Origin of the sequence: Gordonibacter urolithinfaciens (assembly GCF_900199375.1) — a bacterium.
GTDB lineage: Bacteria > Actinomycetota > Coriobacteriia > Coriobacteriales > Eggerthellaceae > Gordonibacter > Gordonibacter urolithinfaciens.
Genome location: NZ_LT900217.1, coordinates 2,555,555 through 2,569,176, shown reverse-complemented (window position 1 = coordinate 2,569,176; position 13,622 = coordinate 2,555,555). Strand labels below are relative to the sequence as shown.

The 13,622-nt window shown below is 67.7% G+C and carries 14 protein-coding genes and 1 riboswitch; of the genes, 7 read left to right on the top strand and 7 right to left on the bottom strand.

What is annotated here, in order from left to right; genetic code table 11:
* Positions 1-54: 54 nt before the first annotated feature.
* The 4 genes from BN3560_RS10945 to BN3560_RS10930 form a co-directional block, all read right to left on the bottom strand.
* Entirely contained in the window at positions 55-2,541 is a 2,487-nt protein-coding gene (locus BN3560_RS10945) for an HAD-IC family P-type ATPase (protein WP_227115191.1), read from the bottom strand.
* A gap of 327 nt (positions 2,542-2,868) precedes the next feature.
* Entirely contained in the window at positions 2,869-3,282 is a 414-nt protein-coding gene (locus BN3560_RS10940; RefSeq protein WP_087191293.1) for a hypothetical protein, read from the bottom strand.
* A gap of 213 nt (positions 3,283-3,495) precedes the next feature.
* Complete coding sequence (locus tag BN3560_RS10935) at positions 3,496-4,911, bottom strand: alanine/glycine:cation symporter family protein (protein ID WP_096228070.1); 1,416 nt, start codon at positions 4,909-4,911, stop codon at positions 3,496-3,498.
* A gap of 271 nt (positions 4,912-5,182) precedes the next feature.
* On the bottom strand, positions 5,183-5,473 hold the full coding sequence (locus BN3560_RS10930; protein WP_087191295.1) for a hypothetical protein: 291 nt from the start codon (positions 5,471-5,473) through the stop codon (positions 5,183-5,185).
* 103 nt (positions 5,474-5,576) lie between these two features.
* Between BN3560_RS10930 and BN3560_RS10925 the strand changes: the two genes are divergently transcribed.
* A complete protein-coding gene (locus BN3560_RS10925; protein WP_096228069.1) occupies positions 5,577-6,023 on the top strand; it encodes a hypothetical protein in 447 nt (148 codons plus the stop codon).
* Complete coding sequence (locus tag BN3560_RS10920) at positions 6,013-6,342, top strand: helix-turn-helix transcriptional regulator (RefSeq protein WP_087191297.1); 330 nt, start codon at positions 6,013-6,015, stop codon at positions 6,340-6,342. Before BN3560_RS10925 ends, BN3560_RS10920 begins: the two co-directional genes overlap by 11 nt.
* 25 nt (positions 6,343-6,367) lie before the next feature.
* Here BN3560_RS10920 and BN3560_RS10915 read toward each other — a convergent pair whose 3' ends face one another.
* A complete protein-coding gene (locus BN3560_RS10915; RefSeq protein WP_096228068.1) occupies positions 6,368-7,789 on the bottom strand; it encodes an alanine/glycine:cation symporter family protein in 1,422 nt (473 codons plus the stop codon).
* A 178-nt stretch (positions 7,790-7,967) separates the two neighbouring features.
* Positions 7,968-8,153: riboswitch (FMN riboswitch) on the top strand.
* A gap of 156 nt (positions 8,154-8,309) precedes the next feature.
* On the opposite strand from BN3560_RS10915, the gene BN3560_RS10910 reads away from it, so the two are divergent.
* The 4 genes from BN3560_RS10910 to BN3560_RS10895 all read left to right on the top strand — a co-directional run bounded on the left by BN3560_RS10910 (position 8,310) and on the right by BN3560_RS10895 (position 12,371).
* Positions 8,310-8,906: an ECF transporter S component gene (locus BN3560_RS10910; protein WP_087191299.1), complete on the top strand. Its 597-nt coding sequence runs from the start codon at positions 8,310-8,312 to the stop codon at positions 8,904-8,906.
* 65 nt (positions 8,907-8,971) lie between these two features.
* Positions 8,972-11,020: an energy-coupling factor transporter ATPase gene (locus tag BN3560_RS10905; protein WP_096228067.1), complete on the top strand. Its 2,049-nt coding sequence runs from the start codon at positions 8,972-8,974 to the stop codon at positions 11,018-11,020.
* Positions 11,017-11,814 (top strand): energy-coupling factor transporter transmembrane component T family protein, encoded by a 798-nt coding sequence (locus BN3560_RS10900; protein WP_096228066.1) that lies wholly within the window; start codon positions 11,017-11,019, stop codon positions 11,812-11,814. The genes BN3560_RS10905 and BN3560_RS10900 overlap by 4 nt, the downstream gene beginning before the upstream one ends.
* A 146-nt stretch (positions 11,815-11,960) precedes the next feature.
* The gene (locus BN3560_RS10895; RefSeq protein WP_015539951.1) at positions 11,961-12,371 is read left to right on the top strand and encodes a pyridoxamine 5'-phosphate oxidase family protein; all 411 of its coding nucleotides are present in this window, start codon (positions 11,961-11,963) and stop codon (positions 12,369-12,371) included.
* 90 nt (positions 12,372-12,461) lie between these two features.
* On the opposite strand, the gene BN3560_RS10890 is transcribed toward BN3560_RS10895, so the two are convergent.
* Complete coding sequence (locus tag BN3560_RS10890; protein ID WP_041239536.1) at positions 12,462-12,683, bottom strand: helix-turn-helix domain-containing protein; 222 nt, start codon at positions 12,681-12,683, stop codon at positions 12,462-12,464.
* 138 nt (positions 12,684-12,821) lie between these two features.
* On the opposite strand from BN3560_RS10890, the gene BN3560_RS10885 reads away from it, so the two are divergent.
* The gene (locus BN3560_RS10885) at positions 12,822-13,016 is read left to right on the top strand and encodes a hypothetical protein (RefSeq protein WP_015539953.1); all 195 of its coding nucleotides are present in this window, start codon (positions 12,822-12,824) and stop codon (positions 13,014-13,016) included.
* A 126-nt stretch (positions 13,017-13,142) separates the two neighbouring features.
* Here BN3560_RS10885 and BN3560_RS10880 read toward each other — a convergent pair whose 3' ends face one another.
* Entirely contained in the window at positions 13,143-13,466 is a 324-nt protein-coding gene (locus BN3560_RS10880) for a DUF1292 domain-containing protein (protein WP_087191305.1), read from the bottom strand.
* Positions 13,467-13,622 lie beyond the last annotated feature (156 nt).

Below are 13,622 nucleotides of genomic sequence, written 5' to 3'. Positions count from 1 at the left end.
CGTTTCCGGCCGTCGGAGCACCGGTCTGCGCCGTTCCGCCCAGCAGGGCACCGTTTACGCCCAGCGGGCGAGCCTGGCCTCGTGCCAGCGGCCGAACACGCCGTACAGCCAGTGGAACAGCGCCGACGCCGCAACGGCGCAGACGGCGAGCAGCACGGCCATAGGCACGGTGAACGGCTCGATGCCGAACAGCCCGTGCAGCAGCGTGGCGCCCAGCACGGTGCCACCCACCACCACGACCAGAAGCGCGGTGCGGATGGGCGTGAACGGCACGGACAGCCGGATGATGAGCATGACGCCCACCCAGGCCGTGAGCAGCACGCACAGCGTTGACACCTGGCCGTAGTCCAGCCCCAGCGCCAGGCGGCCCACCGCGTTCACGGCCAGCACGCCCAGCACCGCGCACACGGCGCCGGGGATGGACTTCACGATGACGTTCTCCAGGAAGCGGCCGCGTATGCGCTCCTTGTTGGGCTCGAGCGCCAGCACGAACGACGGGATGCCGATGGTGAACGCGCTGATGAGCGTCATCTGGATGGGCTGGAACGGGTACTGCCACGGCAGCAGCACGAACAGCACCGCCAGCGTCATGGACAAAAGCGTCTTCACCAAGAACAGCGACGCCGAGCGCTGGAGGTTGTTGATGGAGCGCCGCCCCTCGGCCACCACCTTGGGCATGCTGGCGAAGTCGTTGTCCACGAGCACGAGCTGGGCCACGTTGCGCGCCGCGTCCGAGCCGGCCGCCATGGCGACCGAGCAGTCGGCCTGCTTGAGGGCCAGCGTGTCGTTCACGCCGTCGCCGGTCATGGCCACCACATGGCCCTGCTCCTGCAACGCCACGACGAACTGCTTCTTCTGCTCGGGCTTCACGCGGCCGAAAACGTGGTAGCGACGCAAGGCGTCGGCCACCTGCTCGGGAGTCTCGAGCGTCGTGGCGTCCACGTACTCTTCCGCGCCCTCGACGCCCACCTGGGCCGCAATGCCCGCCACCGTGCGCGGGTCGTCGCCGGAGATGACGTTCACGGAAACGCCCTGGTCCTTGAAATAGCCGATCGTCTGGGCGGCCGTGGCGCGTATCTGGTCGTGGATGCACACGAACCCGAGCAGCGCCGGCGCGCCCACGATGGCGCCGTCGGGGTCGAAGCCCTCCACGCGCGCCACGGCGAGCACGCGCGCCGTGGCGGCCAGCTCGCCCGCCTGCTCCTCGAACGCGTCGAACGCGTCTCCCATCACGAACCTGCCGGCACCCATGACGTAGGCGCGGCCTTCGAAGGCCGCGCCCGACCACTTCTTATCGGAGGAGAACGGCACCGTGCGCATGGGCGCGAGCGGGCGCACGGCGGGGCGCGCAGCATAGTACGCGGCGACGGCCTGCGCCGTCTCGTTCGGGTCGTCGTCCGCCGCGGCGAGCGAGGCCAGCGCCACGTCGAGTTCGGCCGCGTATCCGGCACTCCGCGGCGAGGCGGGAACCGCCCCCACGCCGCCGCCCCCCGACGCCGCCATGTCCGCCGCGGCACCCCCGGACGCGCCATCGCCCGGAGCACCGTCCGCGCCCGCCCTCTTCACGCCAGCATCCGCCGCACCCGCGCCTGCAACCGGCACCACGGCCGCCACCTCCATGGCCCCCGTGGTGATGGTGCCCGTCTTGTCCAGGCAGAGCGTGTCCACGCGCGCAAGCGTCTCGATGCAGTAGAGCTGCTGCACCAGCACCTTGCTCTTGGCCAGGCGCACCACGGCCACCGCCAGCACCGTGGACGTGAGCAGGATGAGCCCCTCGGGGATCATGCCCACGAGCGCCGCCGCCGTTGACAGGATGGCCTGGTTCAGCGCCACCTCCTCGCCGCTGAAGAACATGCGCGCGAACAGCAACGCTCCCACGGGGAAGATGACGCAGCTCACGAACTTGATGATGCCGTTCAAGCTGTTCATGATCTCGGAGTTGACCTTCTTGTGCTGCTTGGCCTCGGCGCTGATCTTCGCCGCGTAGTTCTCGTGGCCCACGTGCACCACCCGGGCGCACACGGTGCCGGCATTCACGAACGAACCGCTCATGAGCTCGGCGCCGGAAGCCTTCTTTATGAGGTTGCTCTCGCCGGTGAGCAGGCTCTCGTTCACGTCGGCCTCGCCGGATACCACCACGGCGTCGGCCGGCACCTGGTCACCGCGGCCGAGCACCACCACGTCGTCGCGCACGATGTCATGCAACGCCACCTGGGTGCGCGCGCCGTCGCGGATGACCGTGGCGTGCGAGCCCGCCACGATGCTCAAACGGTCGGTGGTGATCTTCGAGCGGATCTCCTGCACGATGCCTATCACGACATTGCACACGATGACGATCATGAACAGCATGTTCTTGTACGAACCGGTGAGCAGCACGAACGCCGCTAAGATCACGTTGATGGCGTTGAACAGCGTGCAGACGTTCTCCCGCACGATCTGGCCCACGGAGCGCGTCTTCACGTCCACGTCGGCGTTCACGTCGCCGCGCGCCATGCGCTCGGCCACCTCCGCGGCGGTCAGTCCCCAGGGTTCGTCGGCCATGTTCTGCTCCTGCTTTCTTGCTCGTCCAGCAGACGGCCCGTTCGGGAAGCCGCCCGCCTGCTTGCGCCCATTCTACGGCACCTCCACGCGAAACGGCCTCCGCTTCGCTGGGAAGGGAGGCCGTTCATGCGAAACCCTCAAACGCCTGCGGCGCCTGCCGGAAGCAGGGGCGCCCGCAGATGCGCCCGACCGGCAGGGGCGCACGCTGCGCCGTGGGCCGGCAACCGCCCTCGCCGACGAGGCTGGCCGGCTGCCGCGCTCTCGGGCACCGGGCTCCCACGCCCCGCAGGCGCAGCAGCCCCGAGCCCCCGCCGCGTCGCGCGCCGCCTATGCCTGCTTCTTCACCTGCGCAGACAGGTACAGGCAGACGGCGATGATCACCAGGCTGACGAGCGACCACGGGTTGAACGAGCCCTGCGCGATGGACATGCCCAGGCTCACGAGCCCCAGCACGAGCCCTATGATGCACAGCACGAAGAACGGCCCCACCTTGCGCGGGTTCTTGGCGCCGCGCAGGCCCAGCAAGCCGATGATCAAGTCGATGACGCCGCCGGCGATGGTGCCGGCGCCCAGCGCCGCGGCCATGACGTTGGCCGCCTGCGCGGTGCCGTCCACATCGACGGTCTCGCCGACCAGAAACGAGCCGCCCGCCACCATGAAGATGCCGAAGGCCGCCATGGCCACGGCATAGATGATAAGGAGGACGGAAACGACCTTCAAGGCCTTCTGAGAACCGGACATGCTGGACTTCCTTTCCGAAACGCGAGTAGGGTTCCCTGTCCCGGAATGGCGCGACGGTCGGCCGGGGGGCAGGGCGCGCGACGTCCCCTCTCGGCCGGCGCGCTGCAAAGCGCTTCGATTATAAGATGAGGGAGGACGACCGCTCGCCCTCCCTCCGTGATTCAGCATATCATTGAACGTGCCGGCCCGACGGCCCGCGACCTGCGCCGCAGGCTACTTCGATTCCAGCACGGGGATGGGCGTCTCGTCCACCTCGTCCAGGTTCTTGTCCCACACGTAATGCTTCGTCTCCCGGGCGATCAGGCCCGACAGCATGAGCACCACGATGATGTTAGGCACTGCCATGAGCGCGTTCGTGATGTCCGAGATGGTCCACACCAAGTCGCCGATGCCGATGGCGCCCAGGAACGCCACGATGACATAGAGCACCTGGTAGGGGCGCACGGCATGCTTGCCGAACAGGTACGCGGCGCAACGGTTGCCGTAGTACGACCAGCCGAGGATCGTGGAGTACGCGAACAGGATCATGCCGATGACCAGGATGGGCGTGCCCACGTAGGGAATGGACGCGAAGGCGGCGCTCGTCAGGTCGGCGCCGGCTTTGATCTGCCCGGACTCCAGGATGCCGGGATTCGCGATGAGCGTGGACACCAGCACGATGCCCGTGAGCGCGCAGATGACCACGGTGTCCCAGAACGTGCCGGTCATGGACACGAGCGCCTGGCGCGCCGGGTTGCGCGTGGATGCCGCCGAGGCCACGATGGGCGCCGAGCCCAGGCCCGACTCGTTGGAGAACAGGCCGCGCGCGCAGCCGAACTGCAGGGCCATCATGATGCCGCTGCCCACCGCGCCCCCGAACGCCGCCTTCGGCGTGAAGGCGCACTCGAAGATGAGGCAGATGGCGGGCCATACGTACTCCCAGTTCATGCCGATGATGACGATGCAACCCCACGCGTAGGCGATGGCCATGAAAGGCACGAGCTTCTCGCACACCTTCGAGATGACCTTCACGCCGCCGAAGATGACGATGGACACCATGATGACGATGGCCAGGCCGATGCCCCATGCGGGAATGCCCGGGAAGTTCGACGTGATGATGCCCGTCATGGCGCTGGACTGCACGGCCGAGCCGATGCCGAACGACGCGACGGTGGCGAACAGCGCGAACGCGCCGGCGCCCAGCAGGCCCCACCACGGCGTCTTGCCGTCCTTCTCGAAGGCGCGGCGCCACGCGTACATCGCGCCGCCGAGCATGTTGCCGTTGTGGTCCTTCACGCGGTACTTCACCGCGGCGAACGTCTCGGAGTACTTCGTGGCCATGCCGAACACGCCGGTTAGCCACATCCACAGCACGGCGCCGGGCCCGCCCGCCAGGATGGCGGTGGCCACGCCCACGATGTTGCCCGTGCCGATGGTGGCCGACAGCGCCGTGCACAGCGCGCCGAACTGGCTGATGTCGCCCGGGGCGTCCGGGTCCTTCGTCACCGACAGCTTGATGGCCGTGGGCAGCTTGCGCTGGATGAAGCCCGTGCGGAACGTCAGGAACAGGTGCGACCCCAGAAGGATCACGATCATCGGCGGACCCCACACGAACGCGTCGATGTCGGTGATGAGCTGGACGATGTCCATTGGCAACCTCTTTTCTGCTGGTGAATCCCCCTCGCGCAGTGCCGTTGCCGAAACAGATTCCGTCTCCGGGAAGCCCTGGCAATTCGATGAAGCCGTTTCGGCACGGGCGCTTTCGCGCACTAAAGTGGTTGGATTATAGGTGCAGGATCCGGCAGAACGCGCCGTAAACCGCGAAATTCCCAGCGAGCGGAGCCCCGCCGCCCGGCCGCGGCCGACGCGCGGGTGCGGGGAGCGGCAAAGCCCCTCGCGGACACGCCCGGCACCACGGCGTTCAGAAGGCCACGAGCATGACCTCGATGCCGTTGCGCTTGAACAGCGGCTTCATGTATTCCGGGTCGCGCAGCTCGGGCAGCACCTGCTGCAACGCGAAGAACACATCGGCCGAGGGCGCGCGGCTCGCATCCTCGAGCGTGTAGATGGCCCGCTCCGATATCCGCATCCCCGTCTTCTCCTCCACCGCGTCGGAGAGCGCCCGCCCCCGCGTGTATCCGTTCGCCAACCGGGCCGCCTTCAGCAGCACCCCGTACGCCTCCCAATCGATCACGCCGTCTTCCCGAGGCATCTTCTCCGCCCTTCCATTGCACTATCGTGCGAATACGTGTTAGTATCATTTTTGCATTATAGTGCAACTTTGGCGCTTGCCATGGGGAAAAGGGCGTGATAGTATGAGTTCACTTAAAAATGAACTAAAGAATGGATCGGGAAGGAGGCTCATCAAGCGTCGACTGGATGACGGCGTATTCTATTATGTCCTATCCGACGGAAGCGGCACGAGCAGCTTTCTTGACGATTGGCTGAACGACCCACGATCGAGGGGCAAGGCGAAGCGCCTCCTCTCGACGGTGCAGAAAATCACGACAAACGGGCTCGAATGGGCAACGGCCGCCAGGCGCATCCGCCGCATCTCGCCGGAGCTGTACGAGATCAAGAACTTTTCCGGAGCGGCCAGGGTTATGGCGCATATCCGCACGGTTGAGGCAATCGTGATACTCCGGCCGTTTCAAGGGCACAGTGGAACCGGGAGCGTTCCGGCCACTCTTATTGCAAGCGCAACCCGGCAACAGCGCCTTGTCGTCGAGTTGCTTGAACAGGAGGAATACGATGGCGATTGAGGAACGCGACGATCGCGCCTTCATGCGGGACTTCCACACGCCGGGCACGCGCGCCTATGACCATGCGCTCGACATCAGCGTCATGATCTGGGAGCTCATGCAGGAGCAGGGGCTCTCGAAGACCGAGCTGGCGCGCCGTATGGGCATATCGAAGTCGCACCTGTCCAACCTGCTGAACACCCAGCCGAACATGACGCTGGAGACCATCGCGAAGTTCGAGCTGGCGCTCGGCGTGGAGTTTAAGTTCAGCTTCGTCCCGGCCCCCGCCCCCCTTGCCGAGGCAGCCGTGGAGGACGCCCCGGCATCGAAGCGCGCATAACCGCCGGCATGCGGGGCGGGTGCCGCTACTTGCTCTCCACGACGGGGATGGGGTCCTCGTCCACCTCGTCGAGGCAGCCGTCGTAGACGTAGTGGCGGGTACCGCGGGCCACGAGGCCCGACAGCAGCAGGATGGCCACGATGTTCGGGATGGCCATGAGCGCGTTGCCGATGTCCGAGACCGTCCACATGACATCGCCCACGCCGATGGCCCCCAAGAACGCCACGGCCACGTACAGCACCTGGTACGGCCTGATGGCGCGCTTGCCGAACAGGTACGTGACGCAGCGGTTGCCGTAGTACGACCAGCCCAGGATCGTGGAGTACGAGAACGCCACCATGCCCAGCACCAGGATGGGCGTGCCGATGTAGGGGATCTTCGAGAACGCGGCGCTGGCCAGCTCGGCGCCCGAGAACAGCGTGGGGTTCGCCAGGACGTCGGCCTGGATGCCGGGGTTCGCTATCATGGTGGACACGAGCACGATGCCCGTGAGCGCGCAGATGACCACGGTGGACCAGAACGTGCCGGTCATGGCGATGAGCGCCTGCTCGGCCGGGTTGCGCGTCTTCGCGGCGGCCGCGATGATGGGCGCCGAGCCCAGGCCCGACTCGTTGGAGAACAGGCCGCGCGCGCAGCCGAACTGCAGCGCCATCATGATGCCGCTGCCCACCGCGCCCCCGAAGGCCGCCTTGCCCGTGAACGCGCACTGGAAGATGAGCGCCACGGCCTCCCCCACCACCGGGGCGTTGAGCGCCAGGATGACCAGGCAGCCGCCCGCGTACGCCACGGCCATGACGGGCACCAGCTTCTCGCACACGTTCGAGATGGTGCGCACGCCGCCGAAGATCACCACCGACACCAGCACGACGATGCCGATGCCGATGGCCCAGGCGGGCACCGGCACGCTCGACGCGATGATGCCCGTCATGGCGGACGCCTGCACGGCCGACCCCGTGCCGATGGTGGCCACGGTGGCGAACGCGGCGAACGCCACGGCGCCCAGCTTCGCCCACCAGGGGGTGCGGCCGTCCTCCTTCTTGAACGCGCGCTCCCACACGTACATGGCGCCGCCGAGCATGTTGCCGGCATGGTCGCGCACGCGGTACTTCACCGAGGCGTACACCTCCACGTACTTCGTGGCGATGCCGAACACGCCGGTGATCCACATCCAGAACACCGCACCCGGCCCGCCCGCCAGGATGGCGGTGGCCACGCCCACGATGGAGCCCGTGCCGATGGTGGCCGCCAGCGCCGTGGCCAGCGCGCCGAAGTTGGAGATGTCGCCCTTGCCCTGGGGGTCCTTGCGGAACGACAGGCGGATGGCCTGCGGCAGCTTGCGCTGGATGAAGCCGGTCTTGAAGGTGAGGAAGACATGCGTGCCCAGAAGGAGCACGATCATGGCCGGCCCCCAGACGAACGCGTCGATACTGTTCAGTATTTCAAGCATACGGCGCGGTATTGTACCCGATCGGCGAGCACCGAGCGCAAAACTGTAGCCGACGCACACATATGGGAAGCCTCATGCCGGCGTGCCCGCGTTTCTGACCACTTCGACGTTTCTGTCCGGTCTTTCAGGCACGCTGGTTGCGCAGGGCCGTCGGGGCCGCTACAATGGGCCGCGATGGATTCTGTTTCAGGGCGAGGTGAAATTCCTCACTGGCGGTAATCGGACAGCCAGCGCAAGCCGCGCCAAGCCGAGAGTCCGCGACCCTGCGACGGCGCACGCCGGCCCCAGCCGAGCGCGCCCGGGCAGGCTGACACCGGTGAGATTCCGGGACCAACGGTTAAAGTCCGGATGGAAGAGGCAGATATCGCGTCGGCTGCGACCGTTTTGCCGTAAAGGCCGGCCGCGTCCTTGCGAATCACAAGCCCGTATGGCAGGAGTGGAATTCATACGGGCTTGCTTCTTCTCTGCGAGGCGGGAGGCGGACCCGAACAGCCGACGCCCCGCGGAAAGAAGGTCGATCATGGCCGAGAAGGCGCGCAGCGCGCAGAACCTCGAATTCACGAACACGAACAAGTGGGATACCCGCCAGCTGGTGACGATGGCCCTCATGTGCGCTATCGCGGCGTTGCTGTCGTTCATCCAGATCCCGCTCATCCCCGGCGTCACGTTCCTCACCTACGACCCCTCGCTCATGCCGGCCATGGTGTGCGGCTTCGCCTTCGGGCCCGGTGCGGGCATCGCCGTGGGCGCCGTGGCAGCCGTCATCCACGGGCTCATCCTGGGCGAGTGGGTGGGCTCGCTCATGAACATCGTGGCCACGCTGTGCTTCGTGTGGCCGGCGGCCGCCCTCTACCGCCGCAAGCGCACCTTCAAGCGGGGCGTGATCGGCCTGGCTGCGAGCGTGCTGGCGGCCACGGCGGGCGCCATCGCGGCGAACCTGACCATCGGCGTGCTGTTCTGGTACGGCAGCGTGGACGTCATCCTGCCCATGCTGCTGCCCGCCATCGTCCCGTTCAACCTGGTGAAGGGCACGGTGAACGCCGTGCTCACGCTCATCGTGTACAAGGCCGTCTCCAACCTGATAACGCCGAAGAAGTCGCAGGTCAAAGGACATTAGGCCGCATCGTCAACCCGGCCCCCCACGGCACCCAACCGGCCCGTAGGGTCGCAGTAAGGAAGCATATGATTCACTGCACCGACATCGAGTTCACCTACGACGGCGAGCGCTTGGCGCTGGCCGGGGTCGACCTGCACGTGGCGCCCGGCGAGTTCGTCTGCATCTTGGGCGGCAACGGCAGCGGCAAGAGCACCCTGGCGAAGCACCTGAACGCGCTCCTGCTGCCCGACCGGGGCGCCGTGACCGTCGATGGCTACGACACGGCCGAGCCGCGCGACGTCTACCGCATACGCTCCACAGCGGGCATGGTGTTCCAGAACCCCGACGACCAGCTGGTGGCCTCCCTCGTGGAAGACGACGTGGCGTTCGGCCCCGAGAACCTGGGCGTTGAAACGGCCGAGCTGCACCGGCGCGTGCGCGACGCGCTCAAGCAGGTGGGCCTCGTGGGCTTCGAGAAGCACGAGACGAACGCCCTGTCCGGCGGCCAGAAGCAGCGCGTGGCCATCGCGGGGGTGCTCGGCATGCAGCCGAAGATCCTCATACTGGACGAGGCGTCGGCTATGCTCGACCCGCGGGGACGCAAGGGCCTCATGCGCGTGTGCCGCGAGCTGAACGGGCGCGGCATGACCGTGGTCATGATCACCCACTTCATGGAGGAGGCCGCCGCGGCCGACCGCGTGGTGGTGCTCGACCGCGGCAAGGTGGCGTGCAACGGCGCCCCGCGCGACGTGCTCGTGCGCACCGACGTGCTGGCCGGCTTGAACCTGGAGGTCCCCTTCGCCTGCAACCTGTCGCTCAAGCTGCGGGAAGCGGGCGTGGACGTGCCCGTGTGCGTGGAGGAGGCACCGCTCGTGGATGCCGTCGCCGCCGCGCTGCGCGAGGGTCTCCTAACGGAAGGGCCCGCGGGCCCTGCGGCGGACCCGGAGAGCGGGGACGGGGCACCGAACGACGACGCCCTCGGTGCCGCCGAAGAACCCGGGGCAGAGCATCCCCGGGCCGCACTCCAAGACGACGGAGAAGGGCGCCCGCAGCGCTCCGGCCGAAACGGCAAGGGCGCGGGCGCCATCGTAGCGTTCGAGAACGTCTCTTTCACCTACAACCCCGCCAAGGGCAAGCGCAAGCGCGCCGGCAAGGGGAAGGGCTCCCGGGGGCCGCATCCAGACTGGGGCAACGACCCGGACGCCGTATGGGCGCTGCGCGACGTGAGCTTCGCCATCGCGCCGGGCGAGTTCTTCGGCATCGCCGGGCACACGGGCTCCGGCAAGTCCACCCTCATCCAGCACATGAACGGCATCCTGCATCCCACGTGCGGGCGCGTGCTGGTGGAGGGCCGCGACGTGGCCGACAAGGCGCAGGCCGCCCGCGTGCGCGCCGACGTGGGCGTGGTGTTCCAGTACCCCGAGCACCAGCTGTTCGCCGACACGGTCTACCACGACGTGGCGTTCGGGCCGCGCAACCTGAAGCTCTCCGACGAGGAGGTGGACGCCCGCGTGCGCGAGTCGCTCGCGCTCGTGAACCTGGACTTCGACGAGTTCGGGGACGTGAGCCCCTTCGAGTTGTCGGGCGGCCAGCAGCGCCGCGTGGCGTTCGCGGGCGTGCTGGCCATGCGCCCCCGCATCCTCGTGCTCGACGAGCCCGTGGCCGGCCTGGACCCGGCGGCGCGCCGCGACTTCCTGGCGCTCATCGCCGGCCTGCGCGCCCAGGGCCGCACCGTGATAATGATCTCGCACAGCATGGACGACTTGGCCGCGCTCTGCGACCGCGTGCTCGTGCTGAACGAGGGCCGCACGTTCGAGGTTGGCACCCCCGGCGACGTGTTCCTGCGCGCCGGCGAGCTCAACGGCATCGGGCTCGGCGTCCCCGCCGCCCAGCGCATGGCGAACGCCCTGCGCGAGCGGGGCCTGCCCCTGCCGGCAGGCGTCCTGTTCGACAGTGCGTCGCTGGCCGACGCGCTGGCCGGGATCGCCGGCAAGGACGCGTGCGGGGGCGCCGACGACGGCATGCGGTCCGGCGGATCCGCCGACGGGAACGCAGGCGGGCGGTCCGACGAGGGCGCCGGGCTGCAGGGCAGGGCGGCGCAGCCGCACCCCGGCAGGGCGGGCGGCGCACGATGAACGTGTTCTCCTTCGGCAGCTACTACCCCGGCGAGAGCCCGCTGCACCGCCTGGACCCGCGCGCGAAGCTGCTTTTGGGCTGCGCCTTCATCGTCATCGCGCTCTGCGCCCGCAACGTGGCCGCGCTCGGGGCGGTAGCGGTGTTCGTGGCGGCGCTCTACCTGGCCTCGCGCATTCCGCTCGGCTACGCGGCGCGGTCGCTCGCGCCGCTACTGTTCATCGTAGTGGTGGCGTCCCTTCTGAACCTGTTCGTAAACCAGGAGGGCGCCGTGCTCGTGGAGTGGGCGTTCGTCCGCATCACCGCAGGAGGCGTGGGCGCGTGCCTGTTCATCGCCGCGCGTCTCGTGCTCATCCTGCTGGGCATGAGCCTCATCACCATGACCACCCCCACCCTCGATTTGACCGAGGCACTGGAGAAGTTGCTGTCGCCCTTCGCCCGCTTCGGGCTTCCCGCTCACGAGCTGGGCATGATCATGGGCATCGCCCTGCGGTTCCTGCCGCAGTTCGCCACCGAGCTCGTGACCGTCTACCACGCCCAGATCAGCCGCGGAGCCGGGCTGGACAGCAGCCCCGTGCGCGGCATGCGCATGCTCTCTTCGCTCATGATACCCCTGCTCACCAGCGCGTTCCGCCATGCGGAAACGCTCTCGGCCGCCATGGACGCACGGTGCTACCACGGCGGCGAGGGACGAACCCGCCTGCACCCGCTCAAGCTGTCCGCCCGCGACGGCGTGGCCGCCGGGATGCTGGCGGCGCTGGCCGTGTGCGTGGGCTTGGCGAACATGCTGCCCTGACCGCCGCCGCGTCCGCGGCGCGGCCCCTCCCTGATCGCCCCCAGACCCCCCGCAACCGACCGAACAACCACGATGCCGAAGACCGTGCCGGGCGACCGAGCCCGGAACGCAAAGACCGACCATCGACCATGAAAAAGGAGCACTCCATGACCGGAAACGAGACCGTCCTCCAGTACCTCACCAGCGTGCCCGCGTGGTACCTCGCCACGAGCGTGGACGACCAGCCGCACGTGCGCCCGTTCAGCTTCGCCGCCGAGCAGGACGGCAAGCTGTGGTTCTGCACGGCCACCACCAAGGACGTGTGGGAGGAGCTGCTGGCCAACCAGCGCTTCGAGGCCACGTCGTGGTGGCCCGGCCACGGCTGGCTCATCCTGCGCGGCATCGCAGGGCTTGACGACCGCGTGGGCGATGACATTCGCCAGGCGGGCTACGACCACCTCACCGGCCTGGGCGAGCACTACGACGGGCCCCACGACCCCACGCTCGTGTACTTCTCGGTGGAAGACCCGCAGGCCTGGATCTGCAACCACGACGAGTGGAAGCCGCTGGTTTTCTAGCCCCCTCGGCGCGAACGGGAAGGGCGGGCCGCAAGGCCCGCTTGGCACCGGTCGGCCCTCGTGAGCCTTCCGTCGCTCGGAGCCCCGCTTTCAGCCTTCGTCGCCGAACAGCGCGCTCACGCTCGTGCCCAGGCCGTCGGCGATGCGCTCCAGCACGTCAACCGTGGGGTTTGCGGCACCGCTCTCTATGTTGCCCAGGTAGAGCCTGCTCACCCCGATCATGAGCGCGAACGTAGTCTTGGACAGTCCGGCCCTCGTTCGCAGTTCCGCAATATTGGCACCGAGTTGGGCTTTCAGTGTAATATTCCCCATGCTCGAAAAGGCTAGTATCGGGCCGGAGAAATGTCGTAAACTATAGTTTACAGCACACGGATAAAACAACTGGTCACACGCTTATATATAAGCACCGGTGTAAGTGTCGCGACCGGACGCCGAGATACGGGGACAACGATGGAGCACGCAGAGTACGAACGGCAGATGGAGGCGATCAAGGCCGCAACTGCCCACATATTCGCCATGGCCGAAACCGAGGAGGAGGTCTGCCGCCTTGAGAAGGCCATAAACCACGAGGTCATGTACCTTGCGGCCATCGCCCAGTCCGAGCTGGTGAAGCCCGAGGGCGGTTGGGATCCGTTCGGGCGCTGACGTCCGGCGAACAGGGCCGCGAACCGGCCCCGGAACGATTGGGCCCCGCACTCGGGGGTGCCATTGCCGTGCAGGCCGCATCGTGCCCGGAAGGGCGCCGGTAAGCTCGCGCGAGCAGCCGCGCGGTCAGTCCGCGAAATCGTAGAGATCCTTGGTAGCCTGGCGAAAGTCAGCATACACCTCGGCCGCCACGCCCTCGTCCTCCACCAGCTCGAAGGCGGAGGGCTGGCCATCCTCGTCCAGCTCCGTCACCTCCAACAGCACGACCTCCCCCGACGAGCCGGCCGGCTCGTCCTCCGACACGGGAAAGAAGAACCCGTAGCGGCGCGCGCCGTGCAGCACGAGCCCGAGGAACTCCAACGTCACGGCATCGCCTCTCTCGTCGACGAATTCGAGCGTCACGCCCTCCTCGACCGGCGGACAGAAATTCGGGGCGCTCCCTTGGCGCATGCGCAGCTCCTTACCTCTCGCGGCCCCGCCCTCCTGCGCGGCAAGGCCCTGTTTGATCCCAGCAGCATAGCATACCGCGCCCGTGCCCGTCCGCCCGCCGCCTCCCCCTCCACGAGATCGGCTTTCATCTGCAACCGCCGCCGACGACCCGCGGCC

Bases quoted from the DNA above. Each gene is read 5' to 3' on its own strand.
- BN3560_RS10945 (WP_227115191.1), bottom strand. From the start codon at position 2,541: ATGGCCGACGAACCCTGGGGACTGACCGCCGCGGAGGTGGCCGAGCGC.
- BN3560_RS10940 (WP_087191293.1), bottom strand. From the start codon at position 3,282: ATGTCCGGTTCTCAGAAGGCCTTGAAGGTCGTTTCCGTCCTCCTTATC.
- BN3560_RS10935 (WP_096228070.1), bottom strand. From the start codon at position 4,911: ATGGACATCGTCCAGCTCATCACCGACATCGACGCGTTCGTGTGGGGT.
- BN3560_RS10930 (WP_087191295.1), bottom strand. From the start codon at position 5,473: ATGCCTCGGGAAGACGGCGTGATCGATTGGGAGGCGTACGGGGTGCTG.
- BN3560_RS10925 (WP_096228069.1), top strand. From the start codon at position 5,577: ATGAGTTCACTTAAAAATGAACTAAAGAATGGATCGGGAAGGAGGCTC.
- BN3560_RS10920 (WP_087191297.1), top strand. From the start codon at position 6,013: ATGGCGATTGAGGAACGCGACGATCGCGCCTTCATGCGGGACTTCCAC.
- BN3560_RS10915 (WP_096228068.1), bottom strand. From the start codon at position 7,789: ATGCTTGAAATACTGAACAGTATCGACGCGTTCGTCTGGGGGCCGGCC.
- BN3560_RS10910 (WP_087191299.1), top strand. From the start codon at position 8,310: ATGGCCGAGAAGGCGCGCAGCGCGCAGAACCTCGAATTCACGAACACG.
- BN3560_RS10905 (WP_096228067.1), top strand. From the start codon at position 8,972: ATGATTCACTGCACCGACATCGAGTTCACCTACGACGGCGAGCGCTTG.
- BN3560_RS10900 (WP_096228066.1), top strand. From the start codon at position 11,017: ATGAACGTGTTCTCCTTCGGCAGCTACTACCCCGGCGAGAGCCCGCTG.
- BN3560_RS10895 (WP_015539951.1), top strand. From the start codon at position 11,961: ATGACCGGAAACGAGACCGTCCTCCAGTACCTCACCAGCGTGCCCGCG.
- BN3560_RS10890 (WP_041239536.1), bottom strand. From the start codon at position 12,683: ATGGGGAATATTACACTGAAAGCCCAACTCGGTGCCAATATTGCGGAA.
- BN3560_RS10885 (WP_015539953.1), top strand. From the start codon at position 12,822: ATGGAGCACGCAGAGTACGAACGGCAGATGGAGGCGATCAAGGCCGCA.
- BN3560_RS10880 (WP_087191305.1), bottom strand. From the start codon at position 13,466: ATGCGCCAAGGGAGCGCCCCGAATTTCTGTCCGCCGGTCGAGGAGGGC.